22 protein-coding genes are annotated in these 18,013 nt (G+C 67.8%); 12 read left to right on the top strand and 10 right to left on the bottom strand.

Annotated elements, in window-relative coordinates:
* Window positions 1-204: 204 nt before the first annotated feature.
* The 3 genes from K1X59_RS02785 to K1X59_RS02775 are packed head-to-tail and all read left to right on the top strand — an operon-like array spanning window position 205 to window position 1,813.
* The gene (locus K1X59_RS02785; protein ID WP_183151781.1) at window positions 205-1,044 is read left to right on the top strand and encodes a DUF4097 family beta strand repeat-containing protein; all 840 of its coding nucleotides are present in this window, start codon (window positions 205-207) and stop codon (window positions 1,042-1,044) included.
* Window positions 1,041-1,667 carry a PadR family transcriptional regulator gene (locus tag K1X59_RS02780; RefSeq protein ID WP_183151780.1) on the top strand — a complete coding sequence of 209 codons (627 nt, stop codon included), beginning with the start codon at window positions 1,041-1,043 and terminating at the stop codon, window positions 1,665-1,667. Before K1X59_RS02785 ends, K1X59_RS02780 begins: the two co-directional genes overlap by 4 nt.
* A complete protein-coding gene (locus K1X59_RS02775) occupies window positions 1,664-1,813 on the top strand; it encodes a hypothetical protein (RefSeq protein ID WP_220173904.1) in 150 nt (49 codons plus the stop codon). Before K1X59_RS02780 ends, K1X59_RS02775 begins: the two co-directional genes overlap by 4 nt.
* 67 nt (window positions 1,814-1,880) lie before the next feature.
* Here K1X59_RS02775 and K1X59_RS02770 read toward each other — a convergent pair whose 3' ends face one another.
* Complete coding sequence (locus tag K1X59_RS02770; protein ID WP_220173903.1) at window positions 1,881-2,423, bottom strand: universal stress protein; 543 nt, start codon at window positions 2,421-2,423, stop codon at window positions 1,881-1,883.
* Window positions 2,424-2,571: 148 nt separating this feature from the next.
* On the opposite strand from K1X59_RS02770, the gene K1X59_RS02765 reads away from it, so the two are divergent.
* From K1X59_RS02765 to K1X59_RS02755, 3 genes are all read left to right on the top strand, one after another.
* Window positions 2,572-2,757: a DUF3073 domain-containing protein gene (locus K1X59_RS02765; RefSeq protein ID WP_029263716.1), complete on the top strand. Its 186-nt coding sequence runs from the start codon at window positions 2,572-2,574 to the stop codon at window positions 2,755-2,757.
* A gap of 282 nt (window positions 2,758-3,039) precedes the next feature.
* Complete coding sequence (locus K1X59_RS02760; RefSeq protein WP_183151779.1) at window positions 3,040-3,576, top strand: hypothetical protein; 537 nt, start codon at window positions 3,040-3,042, stop codon at window positions 3,574-3,576.
* Window positions 3,577-3,588: 12 nt separating this feature from the next.
* Window positions 3,589-4,035, top strand: a complete 447-nt coding sequence (locus K1X59_RS02755) for an HTH domain-containing protein (protein WP_183151778.1) — start codon at window positions 3,589-3,591, stop codon at window positions 4,033-4,035.
* A gap of 194 nt (window positions 4,036-4,229) precedes the next feature.
* On the opposite strand, the gene K1X59_RS22275 is transcribed toward K1X59_RS02755, so the two are convergent.
* Genes K1X59_RS22275 through purM form a run of 4 tightly spaced genes read right to left on the bottom strand, consistent with a single transcriptional unit; the run spans window position 4,230 to window position 8,136 of the window.
* Complete coding sequence (locus K1X59_RS22275) at window positions 4,230-4,544, bottom strand: hypothetical protein (RefSeq protein WP_309491618.1); 315 nt, start codon at window positions 4,542-4,544, stop codon at window positions 4,230-4,232.
* On the bottom strand, window positions 4,487-5,545 hold the full coding sequence (locus tag K1X59_RS02750; protein ID WP_309491617.1) for an MFS transporter: 1,059 nt from the start codon (window positions 5,543-5,545) through the stop codon (window positions 4,487-4,489). The genes K1X59_RS22275 and K1X59_RS02750 overlap by 58 nt, the downstream gene beginning before the upstream one ends.
* Window positions 5,542-7,014 (bottom strand): amidophosphoribosyltransferase, encoded by a 1,473-nt coding sequence (purF, locus tag K1X59_RS02745; RefSeq protein WP_183151777.1) that lies wholly within the window; start codon window positions 7,012-7,014, stop codon window positions 5,542-5,544. The genes K1X59_RS02750 and purF overlap by 4 nt, the downstream gene beginning before the upstream one ends.
* 6 nt (window positions 7,015-7,020) lie before the next feature.
* On the bottom strand, window positions 7,021-8,136 hold the full coding sequence (purM, locus tag K1X59_RS02740; RefSeq protein WP_220173902.1) for a phosphoribosylformylglycinamidine cyclo-ligase: 1,116 nt from the start codon (window positions 8,134-8,136) through the stop codon (window positions 7,021-7,023).
* A gap of 86 nt (window positions 8,137-8,222) precedes the next feature.
* Here purM and K1X59_RS02735 point away from each other — a divergent pair, with 86 nt between their 5' ends.
* Window positions 8,223-8,828: a zinc-binding alcohol dehydrogenase gene (locus K1X59_RS02735; protein WP_220173901.1), complete on the top strand. Its 606-nt coding sequence runs from the start codon at window positions 8,223-8,225 to the stop codon at window positions 8,826-8,828.
* Window positions 8,829-8,945: 117 nt separating this feature from the next.
* Here K1X59_RS02735 and K1X59_RS02730 read toward each other — a convergent pair whose 3' ends face one another.
* Genes K1X59_RS02730 through K1X59_RS02720 form a run of 3 tightly spaced genes read right to left on the bottom strand, consistent with a single transcriptional unit; the run spans window position 8,946 to window position 10,808 of the window.
* Window positions 8,946-9,254, bottom strand: a complete 309-nt coding sequence (locus K1X59_RS02730) for a potassium transporter Trk (protein WP_183151776.1) — start codon at window positions 9,252-9,254, stop codon at window positions 8,946-8,948.
* A gap of 40 nt (window positions 9,255-9,294) precedes the next feature.
* Complete coding sequence (locus tag K1X59_RS02725) at window positions 9,295-10,191, bottom strand: SMP-30/gluconolactonase/LRE family protein (RefSeq protein ID WP_183151775.1); 897 nt, start codon at window positions 10,189-10,191, stop codon at window positions 9,295-9,297.
* On the bottom strand, window positions 10,134-10,808 hold the full coding sequence (locus tag K1X59_RS02720; RefSeq protein ID WP_183151774.1) for an SDR family NAD(P)-dependent oxidoreductase: 675 nt from the start codon (window positions 10,806-10,808) through the stop codon (window positions 10,134-10,136). The genes K1X59_RS02725 and K1X59_RS02720 overlap by 58 nt, the downstream gene beginning before the upstream one ends.
* Window positions 10,809-10,927: 119 nt before the next feature.
* On the opposite strand from K1X59_RS02720, the gene K1X59_RS02715 reads away from it, so the two are divergent.
* A complete protein-coding gene (locus K1X59_RS02715; protein WP_183151773.1) occupies window positions 10,928-11,716 on the top strand; it encodes an IclR family transcriptional regulator in 789 nt (262 codons plus the stop codon).
* A gap of 34 nt (window positions 11,717-11,750) precedes the next feature.
* The gene (locus tag K1X59_RS02710) at window positions 11,751-12,605 is read left to right on the top strand and encodes a fumarylacetoacetate hydrolase family protein (RefSeq protein ID WP_183151772.1); all 855 of its coding nucleotides are present in this window, start codon (window positions 11,751-11,753) and stop codon (window positions 12,603-12,605) included.
* 51 nt (window positions 12,606-12,656) lie between these two features.
* Here the strand turns inward: K1X59_RS02710 and K1X59_RS02705 are convergent, their stop codons facing one another.
* Both K1X59_RS02705 and K1X59_RS02700 read right to left on the bottom strand, forming a co-directional pair.
* Window positions 12,657-13,880, bottom strand: a complete 1,224-nt coding sequence (locus K1X59_RS02705) for a hypothetical protein (RefSeq protein WP_220173900.1) — start codon at window positions 13,878-13,880, stop codon at window positions 12,657-12,659.
* Window positions 13,880-14,479, bottom strand: coding sequence for a glycosyl hydrolase family 28-related protein (locus tag K1X59_RS02700; protein ID WP_220173899.1), 600 nt, complete (start codon window positions 14,477-14,479; stop codon window positions 13,880-13,882). The genes K1X59_RS02705 and K1X59_RS02700 overlap by 1 nt, the downstream gene beginning before the upstream one ends.
* Window positions 14,480-14,677: 198 nt before the next feature.
* Between K1X59_RS02700 and K1X59_RS02695 the strand changes: the two genes are divergently transcribed.
* The 3 genes from K1X59_RS02695 to K1X59_RS02685 are packed head-to-tail and all read left to right on the top strand — an operon-like array spanning window position 14,678 to window position 18,005.
* Window positions 14,678-16,036, top strand: a complete 1,359-nt coding sequence (locus K1X59_RS02695) for an ABC transporter substrate-binding protein (RefSeq protein WP_183151770.1) — start codon at window positions 14,678-14,680, stop codon at window positions 16,034-16,036.
* A 59-nt stretch (window positions 16,037-16,095) separates the two neighbouring features.
* Window positions 16,096-17,073 (top strand): carbohydrate ABC transporter permease, encoded by a 978-nt coding sequence (locus K1X59_RS02690; RefSeq protein WP_183151769.1) that lies wholly within the window; start codon window positions 16,096-16,098, stop codon window positions 17,071-17,073.
* Complete coding sequence (locus K1X59_RS02685) at window positions 17,070-18,005, top strand: carbohydrate ABC transporter permease (RefSeq protein ID WP_183151768.1); 936 nt, start codon at window positions 17,070-17,072, stop codon at window positions 18,003-18,005. The genes K1X59_RS02690 and K1X59_RS02685 overlap by 4 nt, the downstream gene beginning before the upstream one ends.
* Window positions 18,006-18,013 lie beyond the last annotated feature (8 nt).

Below are 18,013 nucleotides of genomic sequence, written 5' to 3'. Positions count from 1 at the left end.
ACGGCTTGTTGTCGAGCGCACGGGCTGTTCACGACGACAAGCCGTGCGCTCGGCGCTTCCCCGTGCACTCGCGACCATCGCGGAGGGTGGGGCGGGCGGGGCGGGGGCTGGGAGTTTCGTGGATGCCCCTTGACACCATCGAGATATATCGTGTTATGGTGGCCAGACACGATATATCGTGATCCCAACACAGGAGAAGCACACATGACCGAGAAGTGGCTCATCGCCCCGGGCGAGGAACGCGTCATCGACATCGAATCCGTCACGCGGCTCAAGGTGGGCCTGGTCGGAGGGCAGGTCGACATCATCGCCCACGACGAACCGGGCATCCGCATCGAGGTGCACGGCGTCACCACCAAAGACCTGCGCATCGAGTCCCATGACGGCGAGGTCGAGATCGACCACCCGCAGCTGGGCTGGGACAACTTCCTCGAAGTGTTCCGCAACTTCGGCTCCGGTGGCCCCCGCGCCGAGGTGAGCGTCGCCGTCCCCCGCGCGATCGCCCTGAACCTCGGCGTCGTCAGCGCCGGCGCCCTGGTGTCGGGCCTGCGCAACGACGCCCGCCTCAACACCGTGTCGGGTGACATCATCGTCGACACCCTGATCGGCGACCTCACGGTCAACTCGGTCTCGGGTGACGTGCAGGTGCGTGGTCTCACCGGCTCGATCAGCGCGAACAGCGTGTCCGGAGACGTGGCGGTCACCGGTGCCGTGCGTCGCGCCACGGTCGACATCGTCTCGGGCTCGACCCTCGTGGATGCTGCCGGCGACGTGAACACCATCAACATCAACTCGGTCTCCGGCGGCACCACGGTGCGACTGGACGAGTCGCTCGCCGCGAACTACGTCATCCGGTCGCTCAGCGGACGCCTGCTGATCGACGGCGTCGAGCGCAGCTCCTCCGGCCCCAGCAACTACACGGGGACGACCGGTGAGCTCGCAGGACGCTTCGTCGATCTGCGCGCGAACTCGGTCTCCGGCGGCGTCACCGTGCTGCGCCGGACCCCGGCGTCGATCACCGAAGACGCGGAGTGGGAAGCATGAGCCCCGCCGTCTTCTCCCACGGCGACCTGCGCCTGTACCTGCTGTCGCTCCTCGCCGAGGCGCCACAGCACGGGTACGGCATCATCCAGTCGCTCACCGACCGCACCGGCGGCACGTACACGCCGAGCGCCGGGACGATCTATCCCCGACTCGCGAAGCTCGAGGAGGAGGGCCTGGTCACCAAGACCGTCGACGGCCGCACCACGATCTACGCGATCACCGACGCCGGACGCACCGAGCTCGCCTCACGCGAGGGCGACCTCGCGGGCATCGAGGCCGGAATCACCGACTCGGTACGACTGATCGCGAGCGAGGTGCGCCAGAGCGTGCAGGATGCGATGAAGAGCCTCCGCGCCGATCTGGCCGCGGCGGAGAAGGGCGATCGGTCAGCCGCGAAGAGCCGTCCGCGGTCGGCCACCGACGACTCCCGACTCGTCAGCCGCGAGGAGATGCATCGGGCCGACGCGATCATCAACGCGTTCCGCGCGCGGGTGCGCACCGATCTGCGCACGCACATCGCCAAGGGCGGCACGCTGCCGTCGTCCGTCGTGACCGACCTGGAGTCGGCACTCGACACCGCGGCGCGCGGCGTGACGGTCGCTCTGAGCACCACCGGGTCGTGACCGGTCCGGCGGGTGGCGCCGACTCGCATCCGCGACCTCAGGAGGAGATCCGCCACGATGCGGTCTCGCGGCAGGAGCGAGAGGCGCCATCGCTCCCGCAGGTCGCGTCCACCGCGCGCCACGGCATCATCATCCGATGGGGGTGACGGCGCAGACGAGAGGCCCCGCCGACGATTCGTCGGCGGGGCCTCTCGTCTGTACGGAGCGCCACCCTTAGTCCGGCCAGATCTCCTTCTGCTCGTCCGGCACCGACTCGCCGAGCGGCACCACGAGGATCGAACGATGCTGCCGATGCGCGAGCCGCGCCGCGACAGAGCCCGTGAAGAACTCCCTGATCGACTCGCCGATGCCACGCTTGCGCGTGCCGACGACGATCAGCTGAGCGTCGAGCCGGTGGGCGAGCTGCTTGATCGCCAGGGCCGGGTCGCCGACGAGCTGACGCGCGGTCCAGGTGACATCCGTGCCCTGGAGCTGCTTCGCCGCGGCCGCCTCGACGGCCTCGAACTCCGCAGCACCGGCGTCGAAGTTGATGTCGATCGGAGCCGAGTGGACGTAGCCATCCGGATCCTCGTAGGTCACGAAACGCGTCACGTCGACGTGGGCGACCACGAGCGGCGCGCCGAGCAGCCGCGCGTAGCGGACGGCTTCGGCGAGGACGTGCGGGTCCTGATCCAGCTGCATGCCGACGATGACGGCCTTCTGCAGTGCCGCGTTCTGTGCGGCTTCATCGGACGGAGTGGAGGTGCTGTCGGTCATGAAGATCGTTCCCTTCACCAGCCTGGCCTCAGCCAGAGCGTCTTCCCCGCGTGCTATTCTGAATGCTACTCTTACCGGCTTCGCGCCGGTGTCGTGAAATGCCTCGGGCCTTACAGCCCGCAGCTTAACTCGTGAGGGGGTCTCGCGCATGGGCCGTGGCCGTCAGAAGGCGAAACACACCAAGATCGCCCGCGAACTCAAGGCGTACAGTCCGTCGGTGAACTACTCCGCGCTCGAGCGCGAGCTGGCTCACCCGACCGACGAAGACGCATATGTCGACAAGTGGGCCGATGAGTATGAAGACGAAGACGAGGACGAGCTAGAGAAGGCCTGACCGCCTCTCTGTTCGACCGGAACACCCGCACGACGTGCGGGTGTTTCGTCGTGTCCGGATGCGGTCCTGCTCTGCGCCTTGCACGGATGCATGCAGTGCGTGCGATGACTTATCCGTCGTACGCGTCGACGACATCGCGCCCTCGGCTCCTGCGCGCTCACAACCGTGCCCCAGCCCAGTCCTCCGACCATCTGCACGCGCTTGTCCTCCGAAGAGGGGACAGACTTGGGGCGCGAACCCAGCAAGGCTTGTGGAGGCGGGACTCATAAGCCGGAGGTTATTGTGAAGATCAAGGCCAAGGTATGGCTCGCCGCGGTATTGGTGTCTTTGAGCGTGGTAGGCGCAGGGTCCCCTGCCCTCGCCCGTGCAACAGACGGTGGAACACACGCGAGAGAGAACGCGCCTGCTGAGAACGACTACCTGCTGGATGTCGGCGGACAGCAGGTGGCTCTCAGCGACGGGGAATCAGCAACGTTCCCCATGCTCGAGGGGCCGATTCCTGAAGCGGGAACAGTTGCACCTAGAGTGACCTATTCGTCGAATTGCGGCACCCTGACCGTCACGGCCTCGGCCGGCACCTACAGCTGGGGCATCAACATGACCTGCCCTGCCACAGGCTTCATCGGCCAGTTCCACATCACCGACCTGTCCAGCGGACTCGGCGGCGGCTTTACCCCCGTATTTGCGTTCTCTGGTACGGCTCCCACGAGCAAACTCCATAACCATCGATACTCAGGGACGCTGACCGGAACAGCGGACCTGGCCGGCGTGATCGTGGCGCACGTCGTACCGAATGCCACGCTTTACACCTACCCCTGACTCGGATCCCGCATGTCCTCGAACAGCATCAACATCCTCGGCGAGTTTCGTCGTCTCATCGCGGAAGGCGCTATCACGGCCCTGGCGATCGAGACGATCACAGGTATCGAGCAATCAAGACTCCAGTCGCTCTTGGCGGCGCACGGCGAGGTAAGTACCGTGAGAGCAGCGCATCCGGCCCTCACTGCAGGGGAGACTGCGCGTCTTTCCACGCTCGCAGTGCATCTCACAAGTGGACTGACGATCGGGGACGACGACCGTCTAAGGACCATCGTCGAGTCACTCACCGCGGAACTGCACCTCAGCCCTCAGAACATCTCGCAGCTGACCGGCCTTCGCATGGAAGACCTGAAGAGAGTCTTGAACGACGACCGATCGGTCTCGATCGAGGAGAAGTACGCAATGGCGATCAGGTGTTCGTACCTGATCGCCACGACGAACCTCGTCCGCGCTCGCTGAAGACGCATATGTCGACAAGTGGGCCGATGAGTATGAAGACGAAGACGAGGACGAGCTAGAGAAGGCCTGACCGCCTCTCTGTTCGACCGGAACACCCGCACGACGTGCGGGTGTTTCGTCGTGTCCGGATGCGGGCGCATGCTCCGAGAACTCAGAGCGCGGTGGCGGCGACGATGACGACTGCTGGATCGCGTTCACCAGCGGCCGTGGCGGCGCTCCCACTCGTCTTCGACGGTGCGTCGGCGACCGGCCACGATGCCCGCGGGGATCGACGCGACGAGCACCCCGATCACCACGAGCAGCGGCACCTGCCAGCCGTCGGTCGTCTCGTGGAGGAGCCCCACCAGCAGCGGGAAGATCGCGGCGATCCCGTACCCGATGCTCTGGACGAATCCACTCAACGCGACAGCGCTCTCGGGGGTGCGGGCACGGATGCTGAGCAGCACGAGGCTCAGCGGGAACATGATGGCGGTGAGCCCGAACACCGCGACCCACAACGGCAGCGCCACGGTCGGCACCAGCAACAGGCCGAGCAGGCCGACGAGTCCAGCGCCCACGGCGACGAAGAACAGCGGCCGCGTGGCCTGGAAACGCACGACGAGCACAGGGACCAGCATCGAGCACGGCAGACCGACGAGCGCGAACAGCGACAAAGGAAGCCCGCCGTCGCCGGCGTGACGCCGCCGATGTCGATGAGCATCGTCGGCAGCCAGGCGAACGCGACGTACGCCATGGTCGAAGAGGTGCCGAAGACGAATGCGAGCGACCAGGCCAGCGGAAGGCGCCGCAGCCGGCCGAACACCCGGGCGCTGGCCGGCTGCGTCGTGATGGGTCCCGTCGCGGCGGCGACCGCGTCGCGCAGGTCGTCCACACCGTCGGTCGGATCCGGCATCAGCAGCTCGGTTGTCATGGGCTGCGCGGCAGGCGCGGTGCGCGAGCGCACCAGCAGCGTCATCCACGGCACGAGCGCGAGCGCAGCGACGACGCCCCACATCCCCAGCGACACCCGCCACCCGAGCGAGTCCGCGACGGGCACGGCGACCAGAGGCGGCAGGAAGGTGGAGAAGGCGAGCGTCGACGAGTAGACGGTCATCATGACGCCGAGGCGGTCGGCGAAGTACTTCTTCACCAGAGGCGGCAGGAGCACGTTGCCCGACCCGACGCCCGCGAACACCAGGGCGGTCGCGCCGAGGAGCGTCCAGGATTCCGGCGCACATGCACGCAGGAGCATGCCAGCCGTCATCAGGACGATCGCGGCCACGGCCATCCGCTCCAGACCGAAGCGGCGCTCGAACAGCGGGGTGAGCAGACCGAAGATCGCGAAGCACACGGGCGGAGCAGCGCCGATCAGACCGACAGCGACCGGAGAGACCGGGAATTCGGCCGCGACGTGGTCGATCACGGGTGAGAGCGAGGCGACCGCCGATCGCAGCGAGAACGCCACCAGGACGATCCCCACGAGTGCGAGAGCCCGACCCTGCCACAGCGGTCGCGCGCTCGGCATCGTCATGAGGTCTGTGACCCCTCCACCCAGGCCAGGTACTCATCGGTGACGGTGCCGGTGACGTAGCGGCCGTCGAAGCAGCTCATGTCGAGGTCTTCCAGGACGGACCCCTCGGTGATCGCGGCCTTGAGATCGTCGACCTCCTGATACACGAGGTGGTCGCAGCCCAGCTCCTCTGCGATCTCGGGGATCGTCCGTCCGTGGGCGATGAGCTCGTGGCGCGACGGCATGTTGATCCCGTAGACATGCGGATGCCGCACGGGCGGAGCAGCGGAGGCGAAGGTCACCGAGGCGGCTCCGGCATCCCTGGCCATCTGGATGATCTCCTTGGAGGTCGTCCCCCGCACGATGGAGTCGTCGATCAGGAGCACGTTCTTGCCCTGGAACTCGGTCGACATCGCGTTGAGCTTCTGGCGCACGCTCTTCTTGCGCACCGCCTGCCCCGGCATGATGAAGGTCCGACCGACGTAGCGGTTCTTGTAGAAGCCCTCGCGGTACTCGATGCCGAGCTTGCGGGCGACCTCCATCGCCGCGGGGCGCGACGAGTCGGGAATGGGCATGACCACATCGATCTTGTCCATCGGCACATGCTTCGCGATCGTGTCGGCGAGCTTGTCCCCCATGCGCAGACGCGACTCATACACCGAGATGCCGTTCATCACGGAGTCGGGGCGGGCGAGGTAGACGTACTCGAATGCGCACGGAGCCAGGTAGGTCTCGGCCGCGCACTGCTTGGTGAACAGCTCGCCGTCGTTCGTGATGAAGACGGCCTCGCCGGGCTCGACCTCGCGGACGACCTCGTAGTCGCCGTTCTCGAGCACGAGCGACTCGCTCGCGACGACCCACTCGTCGCGGCCTTCCGCACCGGGGACCGTCGAAGGACGGCGACCGAGGATCAGGGGCCGGATGCCGAACGGGTCACGGAACGCGAGCAGACCGTACCCGGCGATCACCGCGATGACGGCGTATGCGCCCTCGATGCGCTCGTGCGTTCGGGCCACTGCTTCGAAGATGCGCTCGGGGTCGAGGTCGACGGTCGAGGTCGTGTTCTGCAGCTCACCGGCGAGCACGTTCAGCAGCAGCTCGGTGTCGCTCGAAGAGTTGAGGTGACGGCGGTCGCGCTTGGCCATGTCGGCCGTGAGCTCACGCGTGTTGGTGAGGTTGCCGTTGTGGATGAGGATGATGCCGTAGGGCGCGTTCACGTAGAACGGCTGCATCTCCTCTTCGTTCGACGCCGTGCCCTTGGTCGCGTAACGCACGTGACCGAGGCCGACGTTGCCGAGCAGGGCCCGCATGTCCCGCGTGCGGAACGCCTCGCGGACCATGCCCTGCGCCTTGGCGTTGTGCATCACACCGTTCACCTCGGCGGTGGCGATGCCCGTCGCATCCTGGCCGCGGTGCTGCAGCAGCAGGAGTGCGTCGTAGATGTCCTGATTGACCGGGGCAGAGCCCACCATTCCGACGATGCCGCACATGGGCTCTTACTTTGCTCCGTCCGCGTAGGCGCCGACCAGGCGCACCGCTCCACCGTCGACGCCCTTGGCGCCCTGTTCGAATTCGCCGGTCGGGCGCGGGCCGAAGCCGACGGTCCCGACCTGCCACGAGGGCATGCCCTCCGCGTTCAGCGCCGCGATCGCGGCATCCTTCTTCTCCGCCGCGACCACGGCGAGGAAGCCGATCCCCAGGTTCCAGGTACCCTCGGCCGATTCCAACGTGGAGCCGGCGATGTCGCTCAGCACGCGGAACACGGGGCTCGGCGACCAGCTGCTGCGGTCGACCTCCGCCCAGCTGCCCTGGGGGAGCACGCGCGCGAGGTTCGCCGCGATACCTCCGCCCGTGACGTGGCTGAGTGCGTGCACACCGCCTGACAGCTCCTCGATCAGACGGAGCAGCGGGAGCGTGTACAGACGCGTCGGCTCGAGCAGGGCCTCACCCCAGGTGGTGCCGAAATCGGCGGCGTTGTCGCCGTAGCCGATACCCGCGCGGGTCACGATGTGACGCACGAGGGAGTAGCCGTTGGAGTGCAGGCCGCTGGATGCCACGGCGATCACGGCGTCGCCGTCGTTCACGCGCTCCGCGCCGAGGATGGCATCCGCTTCGACCACTCCGGTCGCCGCTCCTGCCACGTCGTAGTCACGCGGACCGAGAAGGCCGGGGTGTTCAGCAGTCTCGCCCCCGACGAGCGCCGTGCCGGTGGCCGCGCATGCCTGGGCGATGCCGCGGACGATGTCGGCGATGCGCTGCGGGAAGACCTTCCCGCAGGCGATGTAGTCGGTCATGAAGAGCGGCTTCGCACCCACCACGACGATGTCGTCGACGACCATGCCGACCAGATCCTGGCCGATCGTGTCGTGCTTGTCGATCGCCTGCGCGATCGCGACCTTCGTGCCGACGCCGTCGGTGCTGGTCGCGAGCAGCGGGCGACGGAAGTCGCGCAGCGCGCTGGCATCGAACAGTCCGGCGAATCCGCCGACACCGCCGAGCACTTCGGGGCCGTGCGTCGCGCGCACGGACGACTTCATCAGCTCGACGGCGAGATCACCTGCAGCGGTGTCGACGCCGGCTTCGGAATAGGGGTTGGTGGGGGAGGCAGCCACGCTCCCAGCCTACCGCCCGTGGACGGCTCGACTCTCCGCGAAGACGGACCTCCGATCCGGGGCTCATCCCCGCCTACGATGGGGCCATGGCCGACAAGCCGCAGTGGCTCATCCGCGAAGACGCGAGCGTACCCGTGCTCCTCGCGCTCGCACTGCGGCAGCGGCTGGGGATCCGCGTGCCCGAGGACCTTCCCGCCCTCCGCGACCTCGCCGTGCGTGCGCCGGATGCCGAAGACGCCTCCGCCGCGGTCGAGGCCCAGTGGCGCGAGTACTGGGACATGACGGTCGAGCCCCGAGCACACCCGTCCGAGGTGCCGCTCGAGCTCGTCGACGGGTTCGACACCCTGGTCGCGCTTCCCGCCATGGGAGCGGAAGAGCTCACCGCCGCGATCGCCCCTCACGCGGGATCGGCTCTTCTGTATGCGCGCGCCGCCCATGACCGATACGTGAGCTCGATGAAGAGTCACACCGGCGGCGACGCCTATCGTGCGTACGCGAGTGCGATCGCCGAGTTCGAGCGCGAGGTCGGACGACGCGCCCATTCGTTCGAGTTGAACGTGCAGGTGCTGCCGTTCACTCAGCGCGGGATCTGGTGGATCGGCTCCCTCACGGTGGCGGTGACCGACGGTCTCCGGCGCGACGTGGTGGCCTTCGACGCCGCGATCCGCCCGGTGATCGCCGAGCTGGCATAGCTTCCCGCGCCCGGGCGGGAAGTTCGCGAGCGCACGGGAAGTTCACGAGTGCACGGGAAGTTCGCGCGACGAAGCCGTGCACTCGACACGAAGCCGTGCACTCGGCGGGGCGGGGGGTCAGTCGGTGACGGTCTCGCGGTCGACCTGCACCACGCGGTCGTGACGGCGGGCGATGCGCTCCATCACGAGGCCGGCCACACCACCGAGGGCGATGCCGATCGGCACGGTCCACAGCAGGAGGAACCCGAAGACCTGACCGGGAGGGTAGACGACGTCGAGGGCCTGCGACTCGTCGAAGCTGCCGGTCCAGGTGAGGATGCCCGCGGCGATGATGCCGAGCACCACACCGATGCCCATGAGCACGCCGTACCGCGGCACACGGCGCACGGTCGCTTCGACGGTCTGGTGGGAATCGGTGGGGGCCATGCCTCCATTGTCCCACCGTCGAGGGATGCCGTGCACCGACTCAGCCGCGGAAAGGCAGGAGGGGCACGCCCGCGACGCCCGGTCTCGCAACGAACAGCGCACCTGCGTCCTGGTCCGGCTCCGCGAGATCCTGCTGCGAAGTGGTGATGTACAGCTCGCTCAGCGAGCGCCCACCGAACGCGCAAGCGCTCACGTGTGGCGTCGGCAACGCGATGCGTGTGCTCACTTCTCCGTCCGGATCGATCCGGATGACCTCGCCGGAACCCCACAGGGCGACCCAGACGCCACCATCGGCGTCCGCCGCGATTCCGTCGGGCAGCCCGGGCTCGGCACCGAGGTCGGCGAAGGGGACGCGCTCTCTGAGGATGCCGTCGACCAGGCGCAGGCGGTCGATGCGCCGAGTGGCGGAGTCGACGTAGAACATCCCGTCTCCGCGCGGGTCAGCGGCTAGGCCGTTCGAGATCGTGATGCCGTCCGCCACGACCGAGACGTGCAGGTCGGGATCGAGCCGATACAACGATGCCGCACCATTCGCACCGGCCGTCCCGCACAGGAAAGCGCCGTCTGGGGCGCAGCCGCCGTCGTTCATGCGCAACCCCGCTTCGTGGACGACCGGTATGCGCCGTTCCACGACGAACGCATCGTCGGTGAGGACGAACTCGGCGTCGGTGGCGACGACCCATCCACCGCTCGAGCGCGGCCGGAGTGCCGCAGCCCACGCACCGATGCGGGTCACACCGTGCGAGCCCGGCGACTCCGGGTCGAGGTGATGCACCTCGCCTGCGACCATGTCGACCCAGTGGACGAGCCCGCTCCGCGCATCCCAGATCGGGCCTTCACCGTGCGCCGCGACCGGCGCCCCGAGACGCTCGACCGGTATCAATAGCTTGCCCGTCCGCCGCTGATGTCGTACACGGCGCCGGTCGAGAAGCTGCACTTGTCCGAGGCCAGCCAGGCGACCAGTTCGGCGACCTCCTCCGCGCGACCGAGGCGACGCATGGGGATCTTCTCGATCAGCGTGGCGAGCACGTCGGGCCGCGTCGTGGCGTTCATGGGCGTCTCGATCACGGCGGGAGCAATGGCGTTCACGAGCACTCCCGAGAGGGCGAGCTCCTTGCCGAGCGCCTTGGTGAGTCCGATCACCGCGGCCTTCGAGGCCGAGTACGCCGTGAGGCGAGGATTCCCCTCCATTCCGGCGATGCTCGCGATGTTGACGATCCTGCCCCAGCCGTTCGCGATCATGCCGGGGACGACCGCTTGACTCATATGGAAGGTCCCGGTGAGGTTCACGGCGAGCGTGCGCTCCCAATCGGCAGCATCGACGTCGGCGAAGTCGGCGTTGGGGCCGACGATCCCCGCACTGTTGATCAGGACGTCGAACGGACCGTGTTCCCTGACGAAGGCATCGATCTCGCCCCGCTCGGTCACATCGACGACCGCGTCGGCGCCGCCCGCGCGATCGACGGTCGTCACGGTGAAGCCATCGTCACGCAACCGGGCAGCGCACGCCTGGCCGAGTCCGCTTGCTCCGCCGGTCACCAGCGCTCTGCGCATGTCATTCCTCCTTCCCCGCGATACCGGCCCCCACGGGGGAGGATGGGCATGATCGCGGAAAGCAACATTCAGATAAATGGAATTGCTGTCTGATAATCTGAACACTACCAGGGAGAGTGATGACGGAGACAGAACAGGGACCGGTCGGGGCCGAGCGGGTGCTCAAGGTGCTCATGGAGCTGGCGAAGGAACCCGAGGGACTCACGCTCGACGAGACCACTCGACGCATGCACGCGAGCAAGCCCACCGTGCACCGCGCGCTCGCCTCCCTCGCGCGCGTGGGGCTGGCGAAGCGGGTCGAACGCGGTCGATACGTCCTCGGGGACGAGTTCCTCCGCCTCGCCTTCCAACACCAGGACCGCCGAACGGACAGCGCTCGACTCGAACCGTTGCTCGATGCCCTCACCGCCGAGTTCGGCGAGACGACGCACTACGCCGTGCTCGACGGCGACGACGTCGTCTACCGCGCCAAGCGCGACCCGCTGGAAGGCGCCGTGCGGCTGACCTCCACGGTCGGCGGGCGCAATCCCGCCTATCGCACCGGAGTCGGAAAGCTCCTGCTCGCCTGGAGCCTCGGCACGTCCGCCGCCGCGCTGGAGTGGGCGCAGAACCGGGAGCTGCCGGCTCGCACGCCGACCACGATCACCGATCCTGCAGCGTTCGCCCGCGCCCTGGAACGCATCCGGGCCGACGGGTATGCGGTGGACGACCAGGAGAACGAACCGGGCGTGAACTGCATCGCCGTCCCGGTCTTCCTCGAGTCGGCCTCGATGCCATCCGGAGCACTGTCGATCAGCGCCCTGTCGTTCCGCACCCCGCTCGCCGAGCTCACCTCGGCCGTCGAGCGCATCCACGCCATCGCCGCGGCGCACGACGTGCCGACGCGACCGCAACCCGTCGGACCATAGGGGTCCGATACAGCCAGGAGAGAGACGAACCAGCATGCGATTCATCAGAGTGGGAGAAGCAGGAAGCGAACGTCCGGGCGTCGACGTCGGCGACGGACGTTTCGTCGACATCTCCGACATCGTCACCGACATCGACGGCGACTTCCTCTCCTCCGGACGGATCGACGAGGTCCGTGCGGTCGTCGCGGATCGGGTCGCGGCCGGATCCGTCGAGCTCCTGGGCGACCGCAGGCTCGGAGCGCCCTTCGCACGTCCGCATCAGATCCTCTGCATCGGCCTCAACTACCGCGACCACGCCGAGGAGACAGGGCAGGCCGTCCCGGCCGAGCCGATCCTCTTCACGAAGGCGCCGAACACCCTGATCGGTCCGAACGACGACGTGCAGATCCCGCGCACCTCGACGAAGACCGACTGGGAGGTCGAGCTCGGCGTCGTCATCGGTCAGCGGGCGAGCTACCTGGAGAGCGACGAGGAGGCCGAGGCCTGCATCGCCGGCTACGTCACCGTCAACGACGTGAGCGAACGCGCCTTCCAGATCGAGCGCGGCGGTCAGTGGTCGAAGGGGAAGTCCTGCCCCACGTTCAACCCCGCCGGGCCCTTCCTGGTCACCCCGGACGAGGTCGGCGACGTGCTCGACCTCGGCCTGTGGCTCGACGTCGACGGCGAGCGCAAGCAGGACAGCTCGACCGCGCAGATGGTCTTCAGCCCCGCGTTCATCGTGCGGTACCTGAGCCAGTTCCTCGCCCTCGAGCCGGGGGATCTGATCAACACCGGCACCCCGCCCGGGGTGGGCATGGGCTTCACCCCGCCGCAGTACCTGCGCGGCGGCGAGGAGATCCGCCTGGGGATCACCCGTCTCGGGGAACAGCGTCAGCACGTCCTGGCCTGATCCGTCGCAGAGGAGGTCGCGCGGGTCGCGACCTCCTCCATGATGCGCGACTCAGGTGTGGACAAACCCGGTGACGCCCGGCCCCGTCCACACGATGTCGCGGGGCGTCGCGGAGTACTCGTGCACCGTCAGCGCGCTCAGCGTGACCGACTGCGAGTTGCGGGTGCCGAACATGGCCGTGGGTGCACCGGTGCGGGGATTGGTCGCCGTGGAGGCGATGATGTTGCCGCTAACCGTGATGTTCTGCGCGCCACCGACGAAGACTCCGAAGCGCGGCGGCTCCTCGATGTAGTTGTCCTTCACCACGTGACCGTTGTGCGGCTTGCTCGCGCCGCCCTCGTAGTCGTCGCGCAGGTTCTCGATCATGATCCCGGCGGCGGCGGACGGCCACCCGAGCAGCGTGCGATCGAGGCACGGGCGCACGACCGAGTTCCGTTCGATCGTCGAGCCGACGCTGCCGACCGGACCCTCGTGGTAGCCAGGGTCGTTGCCGACCCAGATGCCCCAGTTCGCGAGGTCGAACATCTCGTTGGCATGCACGTATGCACCGCTCGTGCGCAGCCGCACACCGAGGCCGCGGAGCTCGCGGAAGGTGTTGTACTGCACGTCGGCGCCCGGCGCACTGAACGACCTGTTGAACATCTGATCCCCGGCGACCGTACCCGCGGGCAGCGCGACGAGGGTCGCGCTGACGGGGGCGCCGGACAGGCTGTCGCCGCTCACCGACGCCACGGTCGTCTCCCCGCGCACGGTCCCCGTCGCGGTGTCGACCAGCTGCACCACGTCGCCCGGCGCAAGCTGCATGGCTCCGCCGCCCAGCGCGACCGTCGCTGCGGACACCGCCGTCGCCGTGCGCGACGAGCTGTAGATGTTGATGCCGTCGTCGTGCAGGGCCTCGAACACGTTGCCGAAGATGCGCGGACCGACACGGCCGCCGTGGTTGTGCACTCCGTCGGCGTTGGCGCTGATCCAGCGATTCGACCCCGGCTTGCGGGTCACCACGCAGTCCCGGATGACCGTGCCGTCCGAGTCGCTCGGGATGAAGGCCGCGCCCGGCGAGGCATACAGGGTGAGCGACGCGAGGGTCACGTCCGTGCAACGGTATATCGCGACACCGTGCCAGTTGCCGCGGAACCCCGTGACGAACCCGTCGCCGATGGCGAGGTCGCCCATGCGCCCGCGGTGCTCGGCCGCGATGGCGAGCCGCCATGTCGATGCGCCGGCGGTGGCGGCGATGCCCGTGAACAGGAACGTGATCTGGCCACCGCGCTTCATCAGTCCCGTCGTGGCGTTGCGGATCGTGCCGTAGCCGGATCCGGGGAAAGCGCCGTGTCGCCCAGGCTTGGGTAGCCGCCGAGCAGCTGCACGTCGATCGTCCCGGCGGTCGAGTTCACGGCCGTGATCGTCCCCTGCGCGAACGGCACCGTGGCGTAGTCGATCGTGAGCCCGTCGACGCGCACGGCGCTGGAGCGCGAGATGCTCAGCGCGCCGGCATACGGCGTCGTAACGAGCAGGGTCGTCGATGCGCCGTACAGCGCGACGCGAACGATCCCGTCGAGTTCCAGCGCGTACCAGGACGCAGTGGACGCACGATCGATGCGGTAGGTGGCCGAGGAGAACACGACCGAGGCGGTGCGCGTCGACGCGGAGGCGCTCCATGCCGCTGCCGCCGCGATCGCGAGTCGGATGGCCGGGGCGCTGTCCGCCGCGCCTCCCGGAGCGGCACCGTAGTCGTCGACCGCGAAGATGTGATGGGTGGTCGACGGCGGGGGGACGGCGGCGTTCGCCACCGTCGGCAAGGCCACCCCCGCCGCCGCTCCGGCCAGCACTCCGGCCGTGCCGACCAGGAATGCACGACGATTGATCTCGGACATGTCCGCTCCTCCACGCTGAGGTGGTCTTGGCACTCCGCCACGACCACGGACAGTGCATCACATGGGTCAACGGTTGCGCAACAGAAGAGAACAAGATGGCCACGCGTCCCCCTCCGCACTTGACACGGGGATGTCGCGTGGTTGAAGGTAAGTGAACAACCGGTTGATCAACCGGTGAACCCGACAGGAGCTTCAACGATGAAATCCAGACGACTTCTGGTGTCCGCCCTCGCCGGCACCACCGTCCTCGGACTCGCCCTCGCCGGATGTGGGACCGCCGCCGAGCCCGAGCAGTCCGGCCCCGTCACGATCAGCATCGGCGACGTCCCCGGAGCAGACCAGCCCGAACTGCGCGCCCTCGTCGAGGACCAGGTCGCCGCCTTCGAGAAGGAGAACCCCGACATCACCATCGAGCTCAGCGAGAGCAAGTGGGATGCGACGGGTTTCCAGGCGATGGTGGCCGGCGGCACGATGCCGACCCTCCTCGGCGTCCCCTTCACGGAACCCGCCACCCTGATGCGCAACGGCCAGATCGCCGACATCACCGACGCGCTCGACTCCGTCGGTTTCGCGGACACCCTCAACCCGACGGTGATGGAGGTCGTGACCGACGGCGATGATCGTCTCTACGGCGTGCCGCTGGACGTCTACTCGGTGGGACTCGCCTACAACCGCGCCCTCTTCGAGGCGGCGGGTCTCGATCCCGACCAGGGCCCCACCACCTGGGACGAGGTCCGTGAGTACGCGAAGAAGATCTCCGACGCCTCGGGGGTCGCCGGATACTCGACCTACTCGATCGAGCACGTCGGCGGATGGATGACGACCGCCGGCGCCTACAGCTTCGGCGCGACCCTCGCGAACGACGACGGCACCGAGGCGACCCTGGACGACCCCGGCATGGTGGACTACCTCGACCTCGTGAACGACATGCGCTGGGAAGACCAGTCGATGGGAAGCAAGTTCCTCTACGGCTTCAACGACCTCATCCAGGACTTCGCGGCGGGCAAGGTCGGCATGTTCCTCAGTGTCTCGCAGCACTTCCCCGCCGCCGTGCAGCAGTTCGGCATGAACCCCGACGACTACGGCTTCACGGCCATCCCAGAGCACGACGGCACCCAGCGCACGCTGCTGGGCGGTGCGGTCGAGGTCTTCAACCCGCGCGCCACCACAGCCGAGATCGAGGCGGGTCTGCGCTGGATCGAATTCAACAACTTCCGCGCCTACACCGACGAGGAGGTGGCCGTGGAGACCGTCAAGAAGAACGTCGAGGCCGGCAGTCTGATCGGCGTACCCGGCCTCTCGCCGCTCGACCCGGCGATCCGCGCGGAGTACGACGCCTGGGTGAGCGAGTACTACAACGTCCCCGTCGAGCAGTTCCGCGGATACAGCGAGGTCATGGACGACCAGGAGCTTGTACCGGAGCCGACCAGCCAGCCCCAGCAGGTGTACGGCGAGCTCGACACGGTGCTGCAGAAGGTGCTGAACGAGCCGGACCAGGACATCCCTGCGCTGCTCGTCGCGGCCCAGGACGCGGTCAACGCCAAGCTCGCCCGATAAGCGGTCCCGGTCGGCGGCGCCCAACCCCCGCGCCACCCACCTCTACGGAAGAAGCAGTCATGTCCCCCACGTCGAGTTCCACCCTCGCACCGGACGCCCCGGCCTCGAGCGCCCCGGCACCCGCACCGCGAGGCGCTCTTCCACGCCGACGCCCATCGGTGGTGCGCTGGTATCGCCGCGGCGGGCTCGTGCCCGTGCTGTTCGCCGTGCCCGGCATCCTCGCCTTCGCCTACTTCTCGTGGGGACCGATCGTCTCCGGCGCGATCATGGGGTTCCAGCGCACGAACCTCATCGACGACGCCACCTGGGTGGGGCTGACCAACTTCACCTACGTGCTCAGCGATCCGGTGCTGCCGCAGGCCGTGGCCAACACCGTCTACTTCGCCGTGCTGGGAATGGTGTTCGGCTTCCCCGCACCGCTCGTCCTCGCGGTGTACATGGCCGAGCTCCGCCGCAGCAGGGCACTGTTCAACACACTCGCCTACCTCCCCGTCGTCATACCGCCGATCGTGGCGATCCTGCTCTGGAAGTACTTCTACGACCCCTCACCGTCCGGCCTGTTCAACGAGATCCTCGGCGCGGTGGGCCTCGGCCCCTTCCCCTGGCTCAACTCCAGCGCGACGGCCATGCCGTCGATCGTGCTCGAAGTGATCTGGGCCACCGCCGGGGGCACGGCCATCATCTATCTCGCCGCGATCACGTCCGTGAAGCCGGAGCTCTACGAGGCCGTCGAGATCGACGGCGGCGGCATCTGGCGACGGATCTGGCACGTCACCCTCCCGCAGCTGCGCGGCGTGATCCTGGCCCTCGTCCTGCTCCAGTTGATCGGCACACTGCAGGTGTTCACCGAGCCGTACGTCTTCACCGGCGGCGGACCGGACAACGCCACCGTGACCGTGCTGATGCTGATCTACAGCTACGCCTTCCAATACGGCGACTACGGCGCGGCCACCGCCCTGTCGTTCCTCCTCGCCCTCGCACTCGCGGTCGTCTCCGTCTGCTACCTGCTCGCGACCCGGAAGTGGAGCAAGTCATGACCGACACCCGACTCGTCACCGTCACTCCCCCGCGACGGCGCCGCGACCAGGAGGCCGCGGAGCGCTCAGCGATCTCCGACGCGGACCGTCGCAGGCCCAGCGTCCGCGCCACGATGACGACCCTCCAGATCGCATTCTTCGCGTTCTTGGCCATCGCGGGCGTCGGCCCGATCCTCTGGCTCGCCAAAGCAGCACTGTCGACGACGCAGGACACGATCAGCCAACCGTTCGCCTGGTTCCCGAGCGGCGTGCAGTGGGGCAACCTCGCCGCCGCGTGGGAGCAGATCCAGGTCGGCCGCTACCTGACCAACACCGCCGTCATGGCGCTCGGCTCCACCGTGGCGACCGTGCTGGTCACCGCGTCCCTCGCCTACGTCATCAGCATCCTGCGTCCGCGGTGGGCACCGATCCTCTCCGGCGCGATCCTCGTGACGCTGTTCGTGCCCGGCGTGATCTCGCTGGTGCCGTTGTACCTCACCGTCGTCGACCTTCCGATCGTCGGCGGGTCCATCGTCGACACCTACTGGGCGGTGTGGCTGCCGGCCGCAGCGAACGCGTTCGCCGTGCTGGTGGTCACGCGCTTCTTCGACGAGATCCCTCGCGAGATCATCGAGGCCGCGCGCGTCGACGGCGTCGGCCCGTTCCGCATGTTCTTCGTCATCGTGCTGCCGTTCTCGAAGTCGATCCTCGGCGTGATCGCCGTGCTCACGATCCTCAACTCGTGGAAGGACTTCCTCTGGCCGATGCTCGTGCTGCCCAGCAGCGAGCTGCAGCCGATCTCCGTCGCCCTCGCCCGGATCGCCGGCAAGACGGACCTCAGTCTGCAGATGTCCGCGATGCTGCTCGGCCTGCTCATCCCGATCGCCGTGTTCCTCGTCTTCCAGCGGCAGATCCTGAAAGGTGTCAGCATGTCTGGTGGAATCAAGGGATGACGACGACG

The organism is Microbacterium sp. Se5.02b, from assembly GCF_019464375.1.
Classification (GTDB): Bacteria; Actinomycetota; Actinomycetes; order Actinomycetales; family Microbacteriaceae; genus Microbacterium.
This window is presented reverse-complemented; position numbering and strand designations above follow the sequence as displayed.

What these genes read in the sequence shown, in the direction of transcription:
- K1X59_RS02770 (WP_220173903.1), bottom strand. Translation starts at nt 2,423, where the DNA reads ATGACCGACAGCACCTCCACTCCGTCCGATGAAGCCGCACAGAACGCG.
- K1X59_RS02695 (WP_183151770.1), top strand. Translation starts at nt 14,678, where the DNA reads ATGAAATCCAGACGACTTCTGGTGTCCGCCCTCGCCGGCACCACCGTC.
- K1X59_RS02735 (WP_220173901.1), top strand. Translation starts at nt 8,223, where the DNA reads ATGGCCGACAAGCCGCAGTGGCTCATCCGCGAAGACGCGAGCGTACCC.
- K1X59_RS02685 (WP_183151768.1), top strand. Translation starts at nt 17,070, where the DNA reads ATGACCGACACCCGACTCGTCACCGTCACTCCCCCGCGACGGCGCCGC.
- K1X59_RS02730 (WP_183151776.1), bottom strand. Translation starts at nt 9,254, where the DNA reads ATGGCCCCCACCGATTCCCACCAGACCGTCGAAGCGACCGTGCGCCGT.
- K1X59_RS02690 (WP_183151769.1), top strand. Translation starts at nt 16,096, where the DNA reads ATGTCCCCCACGTCGAGTTCCACCCTCGCACCGGACGCCCCGGCCTCG.
- K1X59_RS02755 (WP_183151778.1), top strand. Translation starts at nt 3,589, where the DNA reads ATGTCCTCGAACAGCATCAACATCCTCGGCGAGTTTCGTCGTCTCATC.
- K1X59_RS02710 (WP_183151772.1), top strand. Translation starts at nt 11,751, where the DNA reads ATGCGATTCATCAGAGTGGGAGAAGCAGGAAGCGAACGTCCGGGCGTC.
- K1X59_RS02715 (WP_183151773.1), top strand. Translation starts at nt 10,928, where the DNA reads ATGACGGAGACAGAACAGGGACCGGTCGGGGCCGAGCGGGTGCTCAAG.
- K1X59_RS02705 (WP_220173900.1), bottom strand. Translation starts at nt 13,880, where the DNA reads ATGAAGCGCGGTGGCCAGATCACGTTCCTGTTCACGGGCATCGCCGCC.
- K1X59_RS02700 (WP_220173899.1), bottom strand. Translation starts at nt 14,479, where the DNA reads ATGTCCGAGATCAATCGTCGTGCATTCCTGGTCGGCACGGCCGGAGTG.
- purF (WP_183151777.1), bottom strand. Translation starts at nt 7,014, where the DNA reads ATGTGCGGCATCGTCGGAATGGTGGGCTCTGCCCCGGTCAATCAGGAC.
- K1X59_RS02750 (WP_309491617.1), bottom strand. Translation starts at nt 5,545, where the DNA reads ATGACGATGCCGAGCGCGCGACCGCTGTGGCAGGGTCGGGCTCTCGCA.
- K1X59_RS02765 (WP_029263716.1), top strand. Translation starts at nt 2,572, where the DNA reads ATGGGCCGTGGCCGTCAGAAGGCGAAACACACCAAGATCGCCCGCGAA.
- K1X59_RS02720 (WP_183151774.1), bottom strand. Translation starts at nt 10,808, where the DNA reads ATGCGCAGAGCGCTGGTGACCGGCGGAGCAAGCGGACTCGGCCAGGCG.
- K1X59_RS02780 (WP_183151780.1), top strand. Translation starts at nt 1,041, where the DNA reads ATGAGCCCCGCCGTCTTCTCCCACGGCGACCTGCGCCTGTACCTGCTG.
- K1X59_RS02785 (WP_183151781.1), top strand. Translation starts at nt 205, where the DNA reads ATGACCGAGAAGTGGCTCATCGCCCCGGGCGAGGAACGCGTCATCGAC.